This is a genomic window from Actibacterium naphthalenivorans, assembly GCF_014196965.1.
Classification (GTDB): Bacteria; Pseudomonadota; Alphaproteobacteria; order Rhodobacterales; family Rhodobacteraceae; genus Actibacterium_A; species Actibacterium_A naphthalenivorans.
On record NZ_JACIEQ010000001.1, the window covers coordinates 1,359,626 to 1,378,549 of the forward strand.

General features: G+C 62.6%; 19 protein-coding genes. 9 read left to right on the forward strand and 10 right to left on the reverse strand.

Annotated elements, in window-relative coordinates; all coding sequences use genetic code 11:
* Nucleotides 1-52 precede the first annotated feature (52 nt).
* The 7 genes from GGR17_RS06720 (at nt 53) to GGR17_RS06750 (ending at nt 4,865) form a co-directional block, all read left to right on the forward strand.
* The gene (locus GGR17_RS06720) at nt 53-664 is read left to right on the forward strand and encodes a ribonuclease D (protein ID WP_054537594.1); all 612 of its coding nucleotides are present in this window, start codon (nt 53-55) and stop codon (nt 662-664) included.
* A 4-nt stretch (nt 665-668) separates the two neighbouring features.
* Nucleotides 669-1,634, forward strand: a complete 966-nt coding sequence (locus GGR17_RS06725; RefSeq protein WP_037203680.1) for a KpsF/GutQ family sugar-phosphate isomerase — start codon at nt 669-671, stop codon at nt 1,632-1,634.
* 4 nt (nt 1,635-1,638) lie between these two features.
* Nucleotides 1,639-2,262 (forward strand): LPS export ABC transporter periplasmic protein LptC, encoded by a 624-nt coding sequence (lptC, locus tag GGR17_RS06730; protein WP_162231800.1) that lies wholly within the window; start codon nt 1,639-1,641, stop codon nt 2,260-2,262.
* A complete protein-coding gene (gene lptA, locus GGR17_RS06735; RefSeq protein ID WP_054537592.1) occupies nt 2,262-2,765 on the forward strand; it encodes a lipopolysaccharide transport periplasmic protein LptA in 504 nt (167 codons plus the stop codon). The genes lptC and lptA overlap by 1 nt, the downstream gene beginning before the upstream one ends.
* The gene (lptB, locus tag GGR17_RS06740; RefSeq protein ID WP_054537591.1) at nt 2,762-3,523 is read left to right on the forward strand and encodes an LPS export ABC transporter ATP-binding protein; all 762 of its coding nucleotides are present in this window, start codon (nt 2,762-2,764) and stop codon (nt 3,521-3,523) included. Before lptA ends, lptB begins: the two co-directional genes overlap by 4 nt.
* A 258-nt stretch (nt 3,524-3,781) precedes the next feature.
* A complete protein-coding gene (gene hpf / locus GGR17_RS06745) occupies nt 3,782-4,345 on the forward strand; it encodes a ribosome hibernation-promoting factor, HPF/YfiA family (protein WP_037203923.1) in 564 nt (187 codons plus the stop codon).
* A 55-nt stretch (nt 4,346-4,400) separates the two neighbouring features.
* Complete coding sequence (locus GGR17_RS06750) at nt 4,401-4,865, forward strand: PTS sugar transporter subunit IIA (protein WP_054537590.1); 465 nt, start codon at nt 4,401-4,403, stop codon at nt 4,863-4,865.
* Here GGR17_RS06750 and GGR17_RS06755 read toward each other — a convergent pair.
* The 9 genes from GGR17_RS06755 to cysQ form a co-directional block, all read right to left on the reverse strand.
* On the reverse strand, nt 4,834-6,291 hold the full coding sequence (locus tag GGR17_RS06755) for a sulfotransferase family protein (RefSeq protein ID WP_054537589.1): 1,458 nt from the start codon (nt 6,289-6,291) through the stop codon (nt 4,834-4,836). The two genes, GGR17_RS06750 and GGR17_RS06755, sit on opposite strands and share 32 nt — an antisense overlap.
* Nucleotides 6,292-6,297: 6 nt before the next feature.
* Entirely contained in the window at nt 6,298-7,995 is a 1,698-nt protein-coding gene (locus tag GGR17_RS06760) for a DUF5927 domain-containing protein (RefSeq protein WP_054537588.1), read from the reverse strand.
* Nucleotides 7,992-9,002 carry a glycosyltransferase family 2 protein gene (locus tag GGR17_RS06765; protein ID WP_054537587.1) on the reverse strand — a complete coding sequence of 337 codons (1,011 nt, stop codon included), beginning with the start codon at nt 9,000-9,002 and terminating at the stop codon, nt 7,992-7,994. Before GGR17_RS06765 ends, GGR17_RS06760 begins: the two co-directional genes overlap by 4 nt.
* Nucleotides 9,003-9,060: 58 nt before the next feature.
* Nucleotides 9,061-10,308, reverse strand: a complete 1,248-nt coding sequence (locus GGR17_RS06770) for a glycosyltransferase family 4 protein (RefSeq protein WP_054537586.1) — start codon at nt 10,306-10,308, stop codon at nt 9,061-9,063.
* Nucleotides 10,268-11,251, reverse strand: a complete 984-nt coding sequence (galE, locus tag GGR17_RS06775; protein WP_037203692.1) for a UDP-glucose 4-epimerase GalE — start codon at nt 11,249-11,251, stop codon at nt 10,268-10,270. Before galE ends, GGR17_RS06770 begins: the two co-directional genes overlap by 41 nt.
* 16 nt (nt 11,252-11,267) lie before the next feature.
* Nucleotides 11,268-12,161, reverse strand: coding sequence for a UTP--glucose-1-phosphate uridylyltransferase GalU (gene galU, locus GGR17_RS06780; RefSeq protein ID WP_037203693.1), 894 nt, complete (start codon nt 12,159-12,161; stop codon nt 11,268-11,270).
* A 117-nt stretch (nt 12,162-12,278) separates the two neighbouring features.
* Entirely contained in the window at nt 12,279-13,571 is a 1,293-nt protein-coding gene (locus GGR17_RS06785; protein ID WP_082386481.1) for a glycosyltransferase family 2 protein, read from the reverse strand.
* Nucleotides 13,568-14,368, reverse strand: a complete 801-nt coding sequence (locus GGR17_RS06790; RefSeq protein ID WP_054537585.1) for a 3-deoxy-manno-octulosonate cytidylyltransferase — start codon at nt 14,366-14,368, stop codon at nt 13,568-13,570. The genes GGR17_RS06785 and GGR17_RS06790 overlap by 4 nt, the downstream gene beginning before the upstream one ends.
* Entirely contained in the window at nt 14,368-15,165 is a 798-nt protein-coding gene (gene cysQ / locus GGR17_RS06795) for a 3'(2'),5'-bisphosphate nucleotidase CysQ (RefSeq protein ID WP_054537584.1), read from the reverse strand. Before cysQ ends, GGR17_RS06790 begins: the two co-directional genes overlap by 1 nt.
* A gap of 147 nt (nt 15,166-15,312) precedes the next feature.
* On the opposite strand from cysQ, the gene GGR17_RS06800 reads away from it, so the two are divergent.
* Nucleotides 15,313-16,134, forward strand: a complete 822-nt coding sequence (locus GGR17_RS06800; RefSeq protein ID WP_054540260.1) for an ABC transporter permease — start codon at nt 15,313-15,315, stop codon at nt 16,132-16,134.
* 10 nt (nt 16,135-16,144) lie between these two features.
* On the opposite strand, the gene GGR17_RS06805 is transcribed toward GGR17_RS06800, so the two are convergent.
* The gene (locus tag GGR17_RS06805) at nt 16,145-16,789 is read right to left on the reverse strand and encodes an alpha-ketoglutarate-dependent dioxygenase AlkB family protein (protein WP_255353359.1); all 645 of its coding nucleotides are present in this window, start codon (nt 16,787-16,789) and stop codon (nt 16,145-16,147) included.
* A 172-nt stretch (nt 16,790-16,961) separates the two neighbouring features.
* Between GGR17_RS06805 and dnaK the strand changes: the two genes are divergently transcribed.
* Complete coding sequence (gene dnaK / locus GGR17_RS06810; RefSeq protein WP_054537583.1) at nt 16,962-18,878, forward strand: molecular chaperone DnaK; 1,917 nt, start codon at nt 16,962-16,964, stop codon at nt 18,876-18,878.
* Nucleotides 18,879-18,924 lie beyond the last annotated feature (46 nt).

Here is an 18,924-nt window from a genome sequence, read left to right on the forward strand (position 1 = left end):
TGAGGTCCTGATATGGCCACATCCGGGCAAAAGTTTAAATTCAGGAACCACCGTGACAAACACCCTCTATCAGAACGACCTTCCCGATGAACTGGACCTGGGCCCCGTCGTCGCGATCGATTGCGAAACGATGGGCCTGAACCCGCATCGCGACAGGCTGTGCCTGGTGCAGATGTCCGGTGGCGATGGCAACACCCACCTGGTGCAGATCGAAAAGGGCCAGACAAGCGCCCCGAACCTGTGCCGGATGCTGACCGACCCGAAGGTGCTCAAACTGTTTCATTTCGGGCGATTCGACATTGCCGCGCTGTATCACGCCTTCGGCGCTCTGACCGCGCCCGTCTACTGCACCAAGATCGCGTCGAAACTGATCCGCACCTATACCGACCGGCACGGACTGAAATTCCTGCTTCAGGAACTGCTCGAGGTAGACATCTCCAAGCAGCAGCAAACCTCCGACTGGGGTGCCGCGACGCTCAGCGACGCGCAGATCGCCTATGCCGCCTCCGACGTGCTTTACCTGCACCGGCTGCGCGAGGCGCTGAACAAGCGGCTGGCCCGCGAGGGGCGCACCGAGATTGCCCAGTCCTGCTTCGACTTTCTGCCAACCCGCGCCCGGCTCGATCTGATCGGCTGGCCCGAGATCGACATTTTCGATCACTGATCCGATGAACAAGGAAACCTTCCTCCTGACCGGCCGCCGCGTCATCGCCCGAGAGGCACAGGCGCTGACCCTTCTGGCCGATGCGCTGGACGAGAGCTTCGCCGAGGCCGTGGCGCTGATTCTCGGCGCACAGGGGCGTGTCATCGTGTCCGGCATGGGCAAATCGGGGCATATCGCGCGCAAGATCGCGGCGACCTTCGCCTCCACCGGCACCCCCGCGCATTTCGTCCATCCCGCAGAGGCCAGCCATGGCGATCTGGGCATGCTGGCCAGGGGCGACGTGGCGCTGGTGCTGTCCAACTCCGGCGAGACGCCCGAACTGGCCGATATCGTGGCCTATACGCGCCGCTTTTCCATTCCGATGATCGGCGTCGCGGGCCGCGCGGGTTCGACCCTGCTGCGGGAATCCGACGTGGCGCTTTTGCTGCCGCCCGCGCCCGAAGCCTGCGATACCGGCATCGTTCCCACCACCTCTACCACCATGACGCTGGCGCTGGGCGACGCGCTTGCCATCGCCCTGATGGAACACCGCCAGTTCACACCGGAACATTTCCGCGCCTTCCACCCCGGCGGCAAGCTCGGCGCGCAGCTTTCCAAGGTGCGCGATCTGATGCACGGGCCCGATGAGCTGCCCACCGTTGTCACCGGCACCCCGATGAGCGGCGCGCTGCTGACCATGAGCCAGAAAACCTTTGGCGTGGTCGGCGTGACCGACGAAAACGGCCGGCTGATCGGCATCGTCACCGATGGCGACCTGCGCCGCCATATGCAGGGCCTGCTCGATCTGACCGCCGATCAGGTAATGACCGAAAACCCGCTGACCATCGCCCCCGACGCCCTGGCCGAAGAGGCGCTGGCGGTGATGAACGGGCGCAAGGTGACCTGCCTGTTCGTGGTCGCACCCGGCGGCGACGGCCGAGCCGAGGGCATCCTGCATATCCATGATTGCCTGCGCGCCGGGGTCGCCTGAGGCGATGGCCTCCCGCGATAACGCCTATTCCCGCTTCATCGCGCTGGCGAAAATCATCCTGCCGCTGGCCGCGCTGGCGCTGTTGTCGACGCTGTTCATGTTCTCGCATGATGGCGACCCGACCGATTCCCTGCCCCTGGGCAAAGAGGATGTCGAACGGCTGGCGCGCGAACAGCGGATCAACGAACCGAACTATTCCGGCGTCACGTCCGATGGCACCGCGCTTTCGATCTCGGCCGATACCGCGCGCCCCGATCTTCTGAACCCGAGCCGCGGCACCGCATCGACCATTTCCGCCCGGCTCGATTTCCCCAACGGCGCCCATACCGATATCTCGTCGGTCGCGGGTATGATCGATACGGATCAGGACCGCGCAGTGCTTGAGGGCGGGGTGCATATCATCACCTCCGATGGATACGACATCGTTACCGACAGCGTGATCACCGCACTGACGCACACCTCTGTCACCGCTGACAGCACGGTTGAAGTGACCAGCCCGATGGGCGATCTGACAGCCGGACAGATGCAGCTTGATGAAACAGGCGGGGAAAACGGCGGCTACGTTCTGGTTTTCAAGCAGGGCGTCAAGCTGATATACGAACCCGAAAACAGGGGAGATACCCGTTGATGAACCTGCGGGCCGGTCTGGCCGTTCTCTTTCTTGCGGCTTTGCCGGCGATGGCGCTTGCCCAGGGGGCGCAGGTGGCCTTTGGCGGGCTACGGCAGGACAGCTCGCTTCCGGTCGAGATCACGGCGGATGAATTGCGCGTCGATCAGGCCGCCGGCACCGCCGTGTTCACCGGCCAGGTGATCATCGGCCAGGGAGAGATGCGCCTGACCGCCCGAAAGGTCGTGGTCGAATATGCCACGCAGAACGGCACCACCACCGGCCGCATCGCGCGGCTTCACGCCTCGGGCGACGTGGTTCTGGTGAACGGCGCCGAAGCCGCCGAAGGGCGCGAGGCCGTCTATTCCATCGACGAATCCTCGATCGTGATGACGGGCGACGTGATCCTGACCCAGGGCCAGAACGCGCTTTCGGGCGAACGGCTCGTCGTCGATCTGAACAGCGGAACCGGGGTGATGGAGGGGCGCGTGAAATCCATCTTTCAGCCCGGTGCCGAACAATGAGCCGGGCCCCCGATCTGAAGGTTTCGGATGGCGATGCCGGCCTGAAGGTCGTGCATCTTCGCAAGAGCTACCGCCGCCGCCCGGTGATCCGCGACGTCAGCCTGGAACTGGGCCGGGGCGAGGTCGTGGCCCTGCTCGGCCCGAACGGATCGGGCAAGACGACCTGCTTTTACAACATCGCCGGCCTGATCACGCCCGAAGGCGGATCCGTCATGATCGACGGTCGCGACGTGACCGGCCTGCCGATGTACCGGCGCGCCAAGCTGGGCATCGGATACCTGCCGCAGGAGGTCAGCATCTTCCGCGGGCTGTCTGTCGAGGATAACATCCTGGCCATTCTGGAGATCGCCGAGAAAGACCCGCACAAGCGCCGCGAACGCCTGGAAGAGCTGCTGTCGGAATTTTCCATCAGCCACCTGCGCCGCGCCTCCGCGCTTTCGCTTTCGGGCGGCGAACGGCGACGCGTGGAAATCGCGCGCTGTCTCGCGGCCAATCCCAAATACCTGCTGCTGGATGAACCCTTCGCCGGTGTCGATCCGATCGCGGTGGGCGAGATTCGGGGCCTTGTCTCCGATCTGAAGACACGGGGGATCGGCGTGCTGATCACCGATCACAACGTGCGCGAGACGCTGGAAATCGTCGATCGCGCCTATATCCTGCACGATGGCACCGTATTGATGAGCGGCACCACGCAAGAGGTGGTGCAGGATGAAAACGTCCGCCGGGTCTATCTGGGGCAGAACTTCCGCATTTCGTGACGCGGGCGCGAAAGCGCCGGCCGGCATCCCGCTCGCCGCGCTGCGGCATAGCTATTCCGTTGACACACGCCGCTGAATTATCGCCAAATGCGTGGAATGTATGACCGTTCCTTCATCGTTCAGGCGCTGCCGTACAAGGCTGGTGCAAAGAACGCGCCCGGAGACTTCCGGGCGACATGGCCCTCGATTTATAACAACATGGTCCCGCTTCTGCGCCCTATCGGCAGGGCAGCCATGTGCAAAAAAGGAGGTGGCGTGATGCGCTATCAAATCAGTGGGAAACAGATCGACATCGGCGAAGCGCTTCAGACACATGTGAAACAGGAACTCGGCGTGGCGGTCGACAAATACGCCGAACGCCCGACCGACGCCAATATCATCTTTTCCCGCAATGCGCATGAATATGTCTGCGAGGCCACCGTACACCTTTCCACCGGCCTGACCGCGCAGGCCAAGGCCCACGCCACCGAAATCTACGCCGCCTTCGACGGCTGCCGCGACAAGATGGAGAAGCAGTTGCGCCGCTACAAACGGCGCCTGAAGGACCATCACCGCGACCGGGCGCAGCCGGTTGAACTAAGCGGCGCGTCCTCGTATATCCTCGCCAGCACGGAGGATAGCGAAGATTCGGAGCCCGAAACGCTTCAGCCGATGATCATCGCCGAGATGGAAACGACAGTCCCGTCGCTTTCGGTTGGCGAGGCGGTCATGCAAATGGAACTGGCAGGTGCCCCGCTCCTGGTTTTCCGCAACGAAAAGTCCGGAGGGATCAACATCGTCCACCGCCGTGAAGACGGCAATGTTGGATGGATTGATCCATGAGGGGCAACAGATAAACGGCCCGCCCGGTTGGTTGGCGGCAGGCAGTATTGGATACATGGAACTTTCAAGCATCCTAAAACCCGAGGCGGTCAAGGTTTTTGGCACGCTGTCCAGCAAGAAGCGCCTTTTTCAGGATCTGGCTGAAATTGCCGCGTCTGTCTATGGGCTGAATGCCTCCGACGCCGTGGACGCGCTGCAGGAGCGTGAAAGCCTTGGCCCCACGGGCGTGGGCCACGGCGTGGCCCTGCCCCATGCCCGGCTGGAGGGGCTGGACACCGTCGTAGGCGTGTTCTTGCGTCTGGAAAAGCCGCTGGATTTCGATTCCGTCGATCGTCAGCCGGTCGATCTGGTGTTTGCCCTGTTCGCGCCCAAGGATTCGGGCGTGCACCATCTCAAGGCGCTTGCCCTGGTGTCGCGCACCCTGCGCGACGCCACGATTTGCGGCAAGCTGCGCGCCAATTCCGATCCCGCCGCGCTGCACGCCGTCCTTACCGAGACGCCGGCCTCTCAGGCGGCCTGACGGGCGGCTGCCAGGCACCATAACCGAACGACAGATAGTCCCGCTGATAGGCGTCGCGCGCCGCCTCTTCCAAAGCGTGATCATAGATCGTCGACAGCGAAACAGGATGCGCCGCGCTGCCCACGAGCGGGCCACGCGGCGCCAGACCCACCTGCGCGGCCAGTACCGCCAGCTCTTCTGTCAGCCTTTCGGCCCGCACCACCATATCGGGCAGGGCAAACTGCGCCATGCCCTGCATCAGGCTTGATTGCGTGGCCCAGGCCGGATCGACGCGAATGCTGGTCTGGCCGTTCAGGTTGCCCTTCAGAAACTGAAGAAACGCCAGAAACGCCGCCCGGTGCGCGTCTGGCCCGTAGCCTTCCAGCCCGCCCGTGGGCAGGGGAAGCTTGTAGGTCTTGCGCAGGGTGGCGCGGATCTCGCCGAAACTGCCAGGCCCGGTACGCAGAATACGGTCGCAAAACGTGTTATGCGCCCGTTCCAGCGGGTGGGTGACGACGGTAAAGGCGCGGTGCCCCGGGCGCTGCCGCTTCCACTGGCGCAGGGTCTTTTGCGTGAACCCGCGCCGGAGCGCGCCATGCTCCGCCCCGTCGAGCGCCGCCAGCCACTGTTCGACCGCATCCACCGGCCCGCCCTGGATCGGCATGAACAGCAGCGGCACCTGCGCCCCCGCCACATAGCCCGGAACCGACGGGCCCCGGCGCGGCTCGAAATTCGGAGTGCGCGACAGATCGAACCGGTCGAGCTGTGCCAAGGCATCCTGCATCTCGGCGAAATTCGTCACCTTGTCCGAAAGCGGCGCCGGGTTCTGCTTTTTCAGCTGGTCCGAAACCGCATCAACTGTCTCTGACACACCCAGAAACCGTGCAAGCCCGTTCAATACCGCAAGATCCTGCAGATCCTCATAGGCCAGATAAAATCCCGTCTGCCCCGAGCACTGAAGGCTGTGCAGGATCTCTTTCTGAAACCCCTGAACGCGATCCAGATGATCCCGGAACTCAGCCGGATCAAAGCGGATGCGTTTGGTCCGCTGATGCCGCATGTCCGTCAGCTTCCACTGGCCGGTGGCCGCCGCGATCTTCAGCGAAACATAGCTGTCCAGCGGATTGCGCGTCAGGATGACCTTGGCGCAGCGCCGATCGTTCAGCACATGCGTCAGGATACGCGGATCGTGATCGTGGAAGAAACGGAAGCCGGGCAATGCACCGCCCTGCGCAACCAGAGCCGACAACAGGCGAAACGGGTCTTTTTCACGCTGCACCAGCGTAACCCCGAACATCTCGGTCACGCCGCTATGGCCGATGAAACTGGGGTTGAACGCCTCGCCATGGCAGGTCAGCCCGTCGAACGCGTTCACATTGGCCTCCAGGAAATTGGAGCCGGTGCGCATTTCCGCAAGGATAACGAAATAATCGAACGGGCCTGCCATATGTCCTTACTTCACCAGATAGGGTTTGTGCCGCTCTCGTGTCGAGGATGCCGGATCATCGCCCACCGGGAAATCCCCCATCAGATGCGGATGCATGCCCTGATTCTTGAGGTTCTGCAGGAATTGCCCGAACCCGTTCAGAGCGGCCATCACCGGCGCCTCTGTCAGCCGCCGCTGTCCGCGCGGCGCGATCTCGTCGATGATGATCTGCAAGGGTTCCATCGGGTTTTGCACAAACTCCGCCATCGTCCAGATCCGCACCCGCGCCCGCGTGTGGGGAGAGCGCAGGATATCCAGATGCTTCGCCTCGATCTTTTGCAGCGCCGCCGCCTCGCGCCGGATATAGGCGAAATTGTTCGAGGAATGAAACAGCGGCACCGCCCAGGCGCCGGTGATAACGGAAATCTGCGCATTCGGGTCCGTGGCCAGATACCAGCTTATGTCCTGCTCGTCACCGGGGCCGAACTGAAAGCACTGACGCTCTCCACGGGTGTTCCAGATCAGGTTGGTCAGAAACGCCTTGGGATCATAGTCGCGCAGCGCGGCACTGTCGGGCAGCCCGCCGTTATACACGGTCTCGCCGCCGGCGAACTGCGCCCGCGCCGGGTGAAACAGATGCCCGTGCACCCGCCCCCCGACCGCCTTGAACAGCCAGGTCTCGAAGTTTTCGAACAGCTCCTCGAACCCTTCGAATACCGAATAAGGCGCGCAGGTCTTGCCGTTTTCCCAACCCTCGTTCGGATAGCGGCTTTGCATGTAAAGGCCGGACCGGCCGCGCGTCCGCCGATCCACCGCCTTGGCAAACAGCCTGTCGATTTTGCCGGGGTTCGGCTCCGCGTTCTTGGTGACGGCCGGATCGTTGGACAAAAAGCTGGAATAGAGCCGATCCGCCTGCGGCCAGATCTTGCGCGCCACGAAACAGTCGGACCGGCGCAGAAGCTGCAGGTGATCATCATAGAAGATATGCGGCTTGCCCTGAAAATCGAACTTCGACAGGGTCAGCGAGCGGCTTTCGATGTTCTGACTGTATTGCCGGACGAGTGTCTGAAAATAGCTTTCATCGGGAATCCAGACCTTGGTGAAATACCGCTCGAACATCTCGCGGTCCGGGTCGTTCAGAATCGCGGTCAGCGTCTCGCGCGTCAGGCACCACCATTGCGATCCCAGATGCGGCACGAGGCCGGCGGGAATGCGGCGTTTGAAGCCCAGTTTCCGCTGCAGCCTGACATAACGGTCAAACAGATAGCGGTGCCGCTTCCACGAAAACGGAAACCGCAGGGTGAAACGCTCACGGTCGAGGCCGCCAACCGTCCAGGGCACATCCTCGGTGGTCACGGATTCGATGAAATCGGTGCGCGGCCGACTGTCGAGATACTGGCGCAGCTCGCCCACCGGGCGCAGCGGCAGGCACGATCCAGAGGCGAGATACACATGCCGGACCTGCGGAAATGACGCCAGCACCAGCTCGGCCGCCGATTGCGTCGCGGCGACGATCGACCATGTGCCCCATTCCACCCGGTGGCGCTTGCTGAACTTCACATTGCCGAGATCGGCCAGCCCTTCGGCGAAGGCAGTATAGTCCTTGCGGTTCACCCGCCTGTCGACATGGATGACAACCGGACAGCCGCTGGTGGCCCAGTGGCGCGCCACGGCGGTTGCCCTGTCGAGCGCATTGTGAACCAGCATCACAAAGCCGACGCTCACGCCCAGTTGCCCTTTGACATCAGCCCCAGAATCTCCAGCTGGCGCCAGTTGATGTATTTCTCGGACCATTTGCACCACAGGCTGGCATTGTCTTTCAGCCCGTCGTTATAGGCCCGGTATTCGTGGCTGTTGGCGTAGTGCTGCTTTCGAACCAGCTCTTCCTCGGATTTCTCGACGAAGCTGTTCAGAAACTTGGCATGCAGCAGGCAGCCCGATGCCTTTTCCCCGCCCCATTCGTCATAGACCAGGTTCAGGCCACGCGGCAAAAGCATGTGGGTCGCGCTGACATAGGTATAGGTGCGGTGCCATTTCACCAGCGGGATCTTGTTCAGCGCGGGCGCCCGCTCCGGCTGATCGTAAAAGAAGGTGCGCGCGCGCGGCCCGCCCTGAATCCACAGGTTTCCGAACTTGGAATTCTTGTGGATCGTGTAATTCCCGCTGTCGAACCATTCGGCGATTTCGAACGGGTTGGCGCCGGCGCGATATTCCTCGGCATCGACGGCGCCGCGCGGATACATGTCAACCAGCATCGCCCCGAAGGATTTGATCGAAGAGGCATCGAGCCAGTCCGTCAGGGCGCGGATCGGCCGGGTATCGCAGAACGGATAGATGAAGAATTCGTCGATATCGACAGTCAGGCACCAATGGCCGTGGGCATATCTGCGTTGCAGCCAGTTCAGCCAGTCAACGCCGAACCGGGCGCGCCGATAGCTCTTGTTCGTTGTCCACAAAGAAACATCGGGTTGGCTTTCCAGATATTCCCGCGTGCCATCGTCAGAACCGTTATCGACCATGATGAAATGGTTGATGCCCAGGTCACGGTAATACTTGAAGAAATACGGCAGGCGCACACGTTCGTTGCGCAGGGTCGAAAACAGCAGCACGTCGTCGGCGCGGATCGATACGGTGCGGTCGGCGACGGGTTTGAGCTCCCGCCGTTTGCGAAGCGCACGAAGCCGCCACCGCTTGCGCTGAAGCCGCAGACGATATGACGAAATCGCGCCCACCCCATCTCCTCTTGCCCGGCACCGGGATACCGTTGCCGCAGCAGCTAGCACGCGCGGATTACATATTGCCTAAGACGTGCCTGAAATGGCCCTCCCACGATGGAATGGTCGGTTTCTGACCCGCCTTTCCATGCGCCCCGCCCGGCTTTTGCCCGCTTTGTACCTGTTCCTCGATCTTGTTCCGCCAAGAATAGACATCGCGCCCGGCCAGGTAAACGGGGTAATCGCCCAGTGTCTCACGGTAAACCGCAAGGTCCGTCGCGATCACCGGAACGCCTTGGGCGGCGGCCTCCGCCGGTGGCAGGCCGAAACCTTCGGCCAGGCTGGGAAACAGCAGCGCCCGCGCGCCCCGAACCAGCCTTGCCAGCGGCCCGTCGGCCATGTCGGAAATCTCGAAAACCGTCTTGCCCATGTAGGACCCGCTGTCGAGCCTGCGAAACACCGCCTCGTTTCGCCAGCCGCGCCGGCCGATGATGAAAAGCTTCGGAATCTGTCCGGCCGGCAACCGGGCGTGCAGATCCTCCCAGACGTCCAGCAACAGCGAATGGTTCTTGCGCGGCTCGATGGTACCGACGGTAACGAAATAGGGCTGGACAGGCTCTGCTTCGCCTGAATCGTCCGCCGGGGCGACCTCGATCCCCGGATGCGCAAAGATCACTTTGGGCTGCGGCAAGCGCTCGCCGAAATGCCGCAGCACGTCGCGCCGCGATGCATCCGAAGGGCAGATCACCAGATCGGCGTTCCGGCGCACAGCCTCCAGCCGGGTACGAAATTTCGGGGGGATGCCGACGCCCGAAAACTGCGGGAAATCCAGCGGGATCGTGTCGTGGATAAAAACCACAACCCGGCCCGCCCCCTGCGCATGAACCGCCTGCATCATCGGTTCGGTCAGATTGCTGTGGCCCACGTTGAAATAGACCATGCCGGGCCCAAGATACCGGTCGAGCATCGCGCCAAGCCCCCCGGGCCGACAGCGCGCCACGCAAAGCCGCCGCAAATCGGCCTCGCCCCGCGCGCGGGGCGACTGGCGCCAGAGAAAGCCCCGCCCCCAGTCCGCATCGCCGCACAGCCGCCGCAGCAGTTGCCCGGCCCCGGCCCGGTCCAGCAGCACATATCCCAGCGCCGTTCGGGAAATCGCGAAAAAAGGCTCTGTGTCAGCCAGAAAACGCTTCAGATAGGCCAGTTCGACCCGATCGACACCGGTCAGCACACCGTGCCCCGCGCGTGAGATCAGGCGGGTGACATCCAGCAGCCGCGGACGCGGCTCAGCGATCGTAGTGGCCGGTCTGGTGCCAGCGCCAGGCATCGGAAATCATCGCCTCCAGGGTCGAGCGTGTCGGGCTCCACCCCAGTTCGGTTTCCGCCCGCGTACTGCCGGACACAAGGCAAACCGCATCGCCCGCGCGGCGCGGGCCTTCCTCGAACGGAACCGGGCGGTTGGTAACGGAACGCGAATGATCGATCACCTCGCGCACCGAAAAGCCCTTGCCGGTGCCCAGATTGAACACCCGGCTGCCCTTGCCCTGCTCCAGCCATTTCAGGCCCAGAACATGCGCATCGACCAGATCCATCACATGCACGTAGTCGCGGATGCAGGTGCCGTCGGCCGTGTCGTAATCCGTGCCGAAAACCGTCAGCGCCGGGCGCTTGCCCTCGATCGCGTCCAGCATCAGCGGGATGAGATGCGTCTCGGGCTGATGATGCTCGCCCACCTCGCCTTCGGGGTCGGCGCCGGCCACGTTGAAATAGCGGAAGATGACCGATTTCAAACCATGGCTGGCCTCGAAATCCTTCAGGATATCCTCGATCGCGCGCTTCGACGCGGCATAGGCGTTCAGCGGCATCTGGGCACTGTTTTCATCCAGCACCACACCATCCTGATCGCCATAGGTCGCGCAGGTAGAGGAGAATACGAAATCCATACAGCCGGCCGCCACCGCCGCCTCGATCAAGGAGAGCGATCCGCAGACGTTGTTGTACCAATATTTCCCCGGCTCGCGCATCGCTTCGCCCACCTGGCTGAAGGCCGCGAAATGCATGACGGCGACAGGCTTGTACCGCGCGAAAACATCATCCAGCCGCGCCCTGTCGGTCAGGTCGCCCTGCTCGAACGGCCCGAACTTGACCGAGTCAGCCCAGCCGGTGGAGAGATTGTCATAGGTGACGGGCACATAGCCGGCCGCGCGCAAAACCTTGCAGGCATGCGACCCGATATAACCCGCGCCCCCGGTTACCAATACATTCGTCATCTGTTCCCAGCCTGCGTTACTGCGCCGCGTTCCGGATCGACGTCATCTCGCGCAGATATTGCGCGAATTCGTCATGCAACTCTTCGCGGGCCAGGCCAAAGGCCACCGTTGCCTGCAGGAACCCCGCCTTGGAGCCGCAGTCGAACCGCTGGCCACGGAAACGGAAACCGTAAACCCCATCCGGCTCGTCGATCTGGGCGGCGATCGAATCCGTCAGCTGAATTTCCCCGCCCGCACCCTGCTTCATCTTGTTGATGTTGTGCAGAACCTTGGGCGTCAGAATATAGCGGCCGATCACGGCAAGGTTCGAAGGCGCCTTGTCGGCATCCGGCTTTTCAACCATTCCGGCGACGGAAACCATGTGGCCCATGTCCTTGCGCACATCCAGAACACCATAGGCGCTGATCTTGTCATGCGGCACTTCCATCGCCGCAACCATGTTGCCGCCGGTTTCCTCATAGGCCTCGACCATCTGCTGAAGGCAGGGCTTTTCGGCGGCGATGACGTCATCGGGCAGGATGACGGCGAAAGGCTCGTTCGCGATCAGCCGCCGCGCGCACCAGACCGCATGCCCGAGGCCAAGCGCCTTTTGCTGCCGGATATAGGCAATCGCGCCACTTTCCATGTTGGTGGCCTTGAGAACCTCCAGCAGGTCGTCCTTGCCCTTCTTGCGCAGTTCCGCCTCGAGGTGCGGCGCGTGGTCGAAGTAATCTTCCAGCGCGCTCTTGCCGCGCGAGGTGACGAAAATGAATTCCTTGATACCGGCGGCGCGGGCCTCGTCGATCGCGTATTGGATCAACGGGCGGTCAACCAGCGTCATGATTTCCTTGGGAACAGATTTGGTCGCTGGCAGGAAGCGGGTTCCCAAGCCGGCGACTGGAAAGATTGCTTTGGTTACTTTACGTTTCATAGCTCCACCATGCTCCAAGCCTGTTCGATCATAATGCGGCTGACACACTCACGAAACACAAGTCGTCCTTCAGCCCTGTGTACGCACCTTATGTCTCAGCGATGCAAATATTAACCGTCAATTCCCACTATTGGTTGCATCACCCCGCGCCAAAGGGGAATTATTGCGAATTGTTGCCTCAAAACTTCGCACATGCGACAGGCGCGCCTTTTCCCTTTGCACACGCGTGTGAAAGCCCGCGATCCGGAACAGGGGCTGCCCTCTGTCGGAGCGTCCGAAAAGGCCGCCGGTCTGCTCCCAGTATCCCGGCTGGCGAAACCGCATCCGGTGAAAGAAAGAGGTCGGGCTGAACAGAAACAGGGTTACGGGTTGTCCTCCGTAAACAAGGGTTTCTGCGTTGCGGCGAAGGCGCCTGGCCTGCCATGCCCGCCCGGCAAGCAGGAGATGCCCGCGCCCCGGCATCCCCGGAAAAGGCCGGAACGGCTCTGTCGCCGGGGGCAGCGGCGCGCGGGCCCGAATCGGGCGCGAAAGCCCGTCGGCCAGCCCCGCCTCCAGATCATCCATCAGGCGCCGCAGGTCGCGCGGGCTCAGGTTGCCCCGGACAATTTGTCGCACCACTCGGCGCCGTTCGTCCGCTCGTAGCCGCGCGAAACCGGCGGCCCGATCGGGCTCCGGTGCGAATTTGCGCAGGTAAACTGCGGTACTGGCCCCGTTTTCGAACAAGGACAGCGGCGCGCGCGTCGCGGTGCGGCGCGGGCTGGGGGCAAAGCTGTGATGAACCTGGGCCAGCGGCACGATGGCCGTCACCGCGCCGTCCAACGCCAGGCGCATGTTCACGTCCGTTTCATCCAGAAAGAAGCGGTAGGCGGGATCGAACCCGCCGATTCGCGCCAGAGCCGCACGGCGAAAGGCCATGTTGGTTCCCTCCGTCTTGATCGCGCGCTCCGGCGTTCCGCGATGAAGGCTGGGCGCGCCCTGCGGCACCTCCAGCGGCATATGGCGGCCGAGCCGGTCAACCGTCCGCGCCTTCCACTGAAAGGATATGCCGTTGCGTCCCCGCACAAAGCCGCTGGCCGCCGCCACCTGCGCATCCCGGAACGGGCCGGTCAGATGGGTCAGCCACGTCGGCTCGGCCACCGCATCATCATCGATGAAGGCCACCACATCGCCCGCCGCCACGGACAGCCCGGCGTTGCGGGCCGCCGAAACGCCCGGTGCCTCGACCACCACTTGCTTGACCGCGCGGCCCAGCCCCAGGGCGCGAACCGCCGCCAGGCCCCGCGCGTCGGCGGCCACGACAACCTCGAATTCCGCGAAATCAAGCTGTGTCAGAGACGTAAGGCACCGTGAAAGCGCCTCGGGCCGCTGATGGCTGGCAACCACCACGCTGACCCGAAGGCCATCGCTCATTCCACGCCCATGCCAATCAGCATGGCTTCGATCCGGGGCACGTCTTCGGGGTTGTTCAACTCCCAGAACTGCCGCCCGCGCGCCGCTACCTCGACACACAGAACCGGGCGCTCCCGCTCCAGGAACCGAAGCTGCTCCAGCCCTTCAAGCTGTTCCAGCGGCCCCGCCGCCCAGCGCGGATAGGCCGCCAGCGCCGAGGGGCGATAGGCATAGACACCCACATGGTGAAACACCGGGGTTTCCGCGTCATCGGCGTAGGTCCGGCCCGTATAGGGGATGACTTCCTTGGAGAAATACAGCGCCTTGCGATCCTGCCCGAACACGGCGGTCGTGCCGCCGACACGGCCCGCGCGGCGATCCTCCAGCAGCGCGTTCAGCGTCTGCCCGTCGCAGCGCAATACCGGAGTCGCGACCTCGGCCACCGGATCGGCGCGCAGACCGGCCACCAGCTCTTCGACGAACCACGCCGGCGTCAGCGGTGCGTCGCCCTGCAGGTTGACCACGATGTCGAACCCGCCGCCCAGCGCGTCATAAGCCTCGGCGCAGCGTTCGGTGCCGTTGGCACAGCTCTCGGAGGTCATCACCACCTCGGCCCCGAAGGTCTGCGCCGCGAGCCGGATCCGATCATCATCGGTGGCCACGACGACGCGCGGATCGCCGGGCACCGCACAGGCGGCCTCCCACGAGCGCTGAATCAGGCTCTTTTCCAGCCCGTTCGCGCCTTTCAGCCCGACCAGCGGCTTGCCCGGATAGCGGGTCGAGGCATAGCGCGCCGGGATGACGATCAGAACCGGCATCAGGCGTCTTTCAGCTCCACACCCGGCGAGGTGACGATGAAGAACGGGTTTTCATAGATCGGCTTGCCATAGGTCAGCGGGCTGTGATCATCGAACCGCAGCACCTGTCCGCCCGCGCCCAGGACAACGGCATGGCCTGCGGCAGTGTCCCATTCCATCGTGCGGCCGAGGCGCGGGTAGATATCCGCCTCGCCGGTTGCCACGAGGCAGAACTTCAGCGAAGACCCCGCGCTCGTCATATCCTTCACCGCGTATTTGGCGATGTAATCATCCGTCGCCTGATCGCGATGAGACTTGGAGGCAACGACGACCAGCGCATTGTTGTCAGGGGTGGATACCTTGATCGGCTTGAGCGCGCCCGCCTGATCCAGCGCCAGATCGCCGGTCTCCTCGACCGACGTGCCATCGGCCGTCGTATAGAACAGCCGACCCTTCGCCGGTGCGTAGACGACACCGCGCACCGGCACGCCGGCCTCGACATAGGCGATGTTCACCGTGAAATCGCCGCGGCGCTTGACGAATTCCTTGGTGCCGTCGAGCGGATCGACGATCAGGAAATTCTCGGCGCTTTCGGCGTGGCTGTCGGCCTGTTCCTCGGTCACGATCAGAACATCGGGAAAGGCGGCTTTCAGCGCGGCAGAGATCATCGCGTCCGCGGCCTCATCCGCCTCCGTCACCGGGCTTTCGTCTGATTTCGACTTCACTTCGAAATCGTCTGCCTCATAGATTTCCATGATTTTCGCACCGGCTTCCAGCGCGGCGCGGCGGCAGACCGTTTCCAATTTCCGATAGTCCAATGCCCTGTCTCCTTGAACCCGATGACCGTTTTCCCCGCATATGCCGGGACATTGTAAGAATTTCACAATCCCCTTATGATCGGGTGCAAAGGGATCGGCAAGCCGGGCATCGCGGGATACCGGCACCGTCGCAATGGCAGGCATATCATGTTCGAGTCGCGAAAACCCCGCAGCGGTGTACGAGGCGCAGCAAGCCTGCTGACGCTTATCTATCACTCGACCGTCCGGAACATCCGCCGCAGCCATGGCAACGCCTTGATCGGGTTGATCATGAACATCATGCAGACCGTGATGTTCGTCACTGTCTTCTACATCATGTTCTCAGTCCTCGGGATGAAGGGGAACGCCATTCGCGGCGATTTTCTGCTGTACATCATGTCGGGCATCTTCCTGTTCATGACCCATAACAAGGCGATGGGCGCGGTCGTCGGGTCCGAGGGGCCGACCTCGCCAATGATGAAACATGCGCCGATGAACACGATCGTCGCCATCAGCTCGGCGGCGCTCAGCGCGCTCTACGTCCAGATCCTTTCAATGACGGTGGTGCTGTTCGTCTACCACGTCGCCTTTACACCGATCGAGATCGAAAACCCCGTGGCGGCCATGGGTATGGTGCTGCTGTCATGGTTCTCGGGCGCGGCCATCGGCATGATCTTTCTGGCCGTCAAACCCTGGTTCCCGGCGTTCACCGGCATCGCATCGACTATCTACCAGCGGGCGAACATGATCGCGTCGGGCAAGATGTTCGTTGCCAACACCCTGCCCGGCTACATGCTGGTCATGTTCGACTGGAACCCGCTGTTTCACACGATCGACCAGAACCGGGGATTTATCTTCATCAACTACAACCCGCATTTCTCGTCGGTCTCCTACCCTGTCTACGTGTCTCTCGCCCTGCTGATGCTCGGCCTGATGGGGGAGTTCTATACCCGCAAACATGCCTCGATCAGCTGGAGTTCCGGGCAATAGGAATAGGGCGTCAATCGACGACGCGCAGCGTCAGGTTGATCCGCCCGCCGCGCGGCAGGAGCGCGGAAGAGCCCGGGCGGATCCGGTCTACCCCGTGATAGGCAAGCCGCGCCGCCCCCCCCATCACCATCACGTCGCCCGACTGCAGCCAGATGCTCTGCGTGCTGCCGCCCCGCGTCGTGTTGCCGATCCGGAACAACCCGTCATCCCCCAGCGAGATGGAAACGACGGGAAAGCCGAAATCAGCCTCGTCCCTGTCCTGGTGCATCCCCATCCGGGCATCGGCATCATAGAAATTGACAAGGCAGCAATCGGGCGCCCGCTCCAGCCCGGTCACCGAATGCCAGACCGAAAGAACCTCCGGCGGTATCGGTGGCCACGGCGACCCGCCCGGATGGCGCGGCACGTAGCGATAGCCGGACCTGTCCGAATACCACCCGTACCGCCCGGCAGAGGTCATGCGCACCCGCATCGGCTTGCCATAGGGCGTCATCGGCGAAAACAGCGGCGCGGCCCGGATCACCCCGCGCAACGCCCCGACAAGCGCCGCCTGTGCGGCCAGGTCCAGGTAGGTGCGGAACAGCTCGAACCCGCGCAACACAACCGTCGGTCGCGGCAGGCCCGAAGAAACACCCGGTCTGATCGGCCTTTTCACCCCATTCCCTCACATTTCCGTCATTTCCGCGGCTTGCAGCGCTCCGGACCGCTCCTTATATACGCCCAGAAGCATGATCGGGGCCATTCCCCCGGTCGAAATTGGGATCGGAGAGCGGAAGCCTTTTCAGGGTCCGTTTTCGCATAATCGCCGAAAGAAGAGGTAGAGTAATATGGCCAAAGTCATCGGGATCGACCTCGGGACGACCAACTCCTGCGTTGCCATCATGGATGGTTCGCAACCCCGGGTTATCGAAAATGCCGAAGGGGCGCGCACGACGCCCTCGATCGTCGCGTTCACGGACAATGAGCGCCTAGTGGGCCAGCCGGCAAAGCGCCAGGCTGTCACCAACCCCGCCAACACCATTTTCGCCGTCAAGCGCCTGATCGGCCGTCGTTCGGACGACCCGGAAGTCTCGAAGGACAAGGCGCATGTTTCCTATGACATCGTGGACGGCGGCAACGGCGACGCCTGGGTCGAGGTGCAGGGCGAAAAATACTCGCCGTCGCAGATCTCCGCCTTCATCCTTCAGAAAATGAAGGAAACCGCCGAAAGCTATCTGGGCGAAGAGGTCACCCAGGCTGTCATCACCGTGCCCGCCTATTTCAACGACGCACAGCGTCAGGCCACCAAGGACGCCGGCAAGATCGCCGGTCTTGAAGTGCTGCGTATCATCAACGAGCCCACTGCGGCCGCGCTCGCCTATGGCCTCGACAAGAAAGAGACCAAGACCATCGCCGTCTATGACCTTGGCGGCGGTACGTTCGACATCACCATCCTGGAAATCGACGACGGTCTGTTCGAGGTGAAATCCACCAATGGCGACACCTTCCTTGGCGGCGAAGATTTCGACATGCGGATCGTCCGCTATCTGGCCGACGAGTTCAAAAAGGAAAACGGCGTCGATCTGACGAAAGACAAGATGGCCCTGCAGCGCCTGAAGGAAGCCGCTGAAAAGGCCAAGATCGAACTGTCGTCTTCGCAGCAGACCGAAATCAACCAGCCGTTCATCAGCATGGACCCGAAGGGCGGCCAGCCGCTGCACATGGTCATGAAACTGACCCGCGCCAAGCTGGAAAGCTTGGTGAGCGATCTGATCAAGGGCTCGATGAAACCCTGCGCCGCCGCGCTGAAAGACGCGGGTCTGTCGACCTCCGACATCGACGAGGTGGTTCTGGTCGGCGGTATGACCCGGATGCCGAAAGTCGTTGAGGAAGTGACCAAGTTCTTCGGCAAGGAACCGCACAAGGGCGTGAACCCGGACGAGGTGGTGGCCATGGGCGCCGCCATTCAGGCCGGCGTTCTGCAGGGCGATGTGAAAGACGTTGTTCTGCTCGATGTGACCCCGCTGAGCCTTGGCATCGAAACGCTGGGCGGCGTGTTCACCCGCCTGATCGACCGCAACACCACGATCCCGACGAAGAAGTCGCAAGTCTTCTCCACCGCCGAAGACAACCAGAACGCCGTCACGATCCGGGTGTTCCAGGGCGAACGTGAGATGGCCGCAGACAACAAGATGCTGGGTCAGTTCAACCTTGAAGACATCCCGCCCGCACCGCGCGGCCTGCCGCAGATCGAAGTGACCTTCGATATCGACGCGAACGGCATCGTTTCGGTTTCGGCCAAGGACAAGGGCACCGGCAAGGAGCAGAACATCACGATCCAGGCATCGGGCGGTCTGTCCGACGACGAGATCGAGCAGATGGTGCGCGATGCCGAAGCCAATGCCGAGGCTGACAAGGAACGCAAGGAGCTGGTCGAAACCCGCAACCAGGCCGAAAGCCTCATCCATTCGACCGAGAAGTCGATGGAAGAGCATGCCGACAAGGTTGACCCGACCACGATCGAGGCAATCGAACTGGCGATCGGCGCGCTGAAAGAGCAGCTGGAAACCGAAGACGCGGGCAAGATCAAATCCGGCATCCAGAACGTCACCGAAGCGGCGATGAAGCTGGGCGAGGCGATCTACAAGTCGCAGCAGGAAGCCTCGGGCGAGGAAGCCCCCGACGGGATGGACGAACCGCGCGGCGTGGACGATGATATTGTCGATGCAGATTTCGAAGATCTCGACGACAAGAATCGTTCGTAAAAACGTCGGAACCCTTGTGGCCGGTCCGGGATACCGGGCCGGCCCT

Excerpts from the sequence above, each read along its gene's own strand:
- GGR17_RS06755 (WP_054537589.1), bottom strand. The coding sequence starts at position 6,291 with ATGGCAGGCCCGTTCGATTATTTCGTTATCCTTGCGGAAATGCGCACC.
- lptA (WP_054537592.1), top strand. The coding sequence starts at position 2,262 with ATGAACCTGCGGGCCGGTCTGGCCGTTCTCTTTCTTGCGGCTTTGCCG.
- GGR17_RS06800 (WP_054540260.1), top strand. The coding sequence starts at position 15,313 with ATGTTCGAGTCGCGAAAACCCCGCAGCGGTGTACGAGGCGCAGCAAGC.
- hpf (WP_037203923.1), top strand. The coding sequence starts at position 3,782 with ATGCGCTATCAAATCAGTGGGAAACAGATCGACATCGGCGAAGCGCTT.
- galU (WP_037203693.1), bottom strand. The coding sequence starts at position 12,161 with ATGAAACGTAAAGTAACCAAAGCAATCTTTCCAGTCGCCGGCTTGGGA.
- GGR17_RS06770 (WP_054537586.1), bottom strand. The coding sequence starts at position 10,308 with ATGCCTGGCGCTGGCACCAGACCGGCCACTACGATCGCTGAGCCGCGT.
- dnaK (WP_054537583.1), top strand. The coding sequence starts at position 16,962 with ATGGCCAAAGTCATCGGGATCGACCTCGGGACGACCAACTCCTGCGTT.
- galE (WP_037203692.1), bottom strand. The coding sequence starts at position 11,251 with ATGACGAATGTATTGGTAACCGGGGGCGCGGGTTATATCGGGTCGCAT.
- lptB (WP_054537591.1), top strand. The coding sequence starts at position 2,762 with ATGAGCCGGGCCCCCGATCTGAAGGTTTCGGATGGCGATGCCGGCCTG.
- GGR17_RS06790 (WP_054537585.1), bottom strand. The coding sequence starts at position 14,368 with ATGCCGGTTCTGATCGTCATCCCGGCGCGCTATGCCTCGACCCGCTAT.
- GGR17_RS06785 (WP_082386481.1), bottom strand. The coding sequence starts at position 13,571 with ATGAGCGATGGCCTTCGGGTCAGCGTGGTGGTTGCCAGCCATCAGCGG.
- GGR17_RS06750 (WP_054537590.1), top strand. The coding sequence starts at position 4,401 with ATGGAACTTTCAAGCATCCTAAAACCCGAGGCGGTCAAGGTTTTTGGC.
- lptC (WP_162231800.1), top strand. The coding sequence starts at position 1,639 with ATGGCCTCCCGCGATAACGCCTATTCCCGCTTCATCGCGCTGGCGAAA.
- GGR17_RS06725 (WP_037203680.1), top strand. The coding sequence starts at position 669 with ATGAACAAGGAAACCTTCCTCCTGACCGGCCGCCGCGTCATCGCCCGA.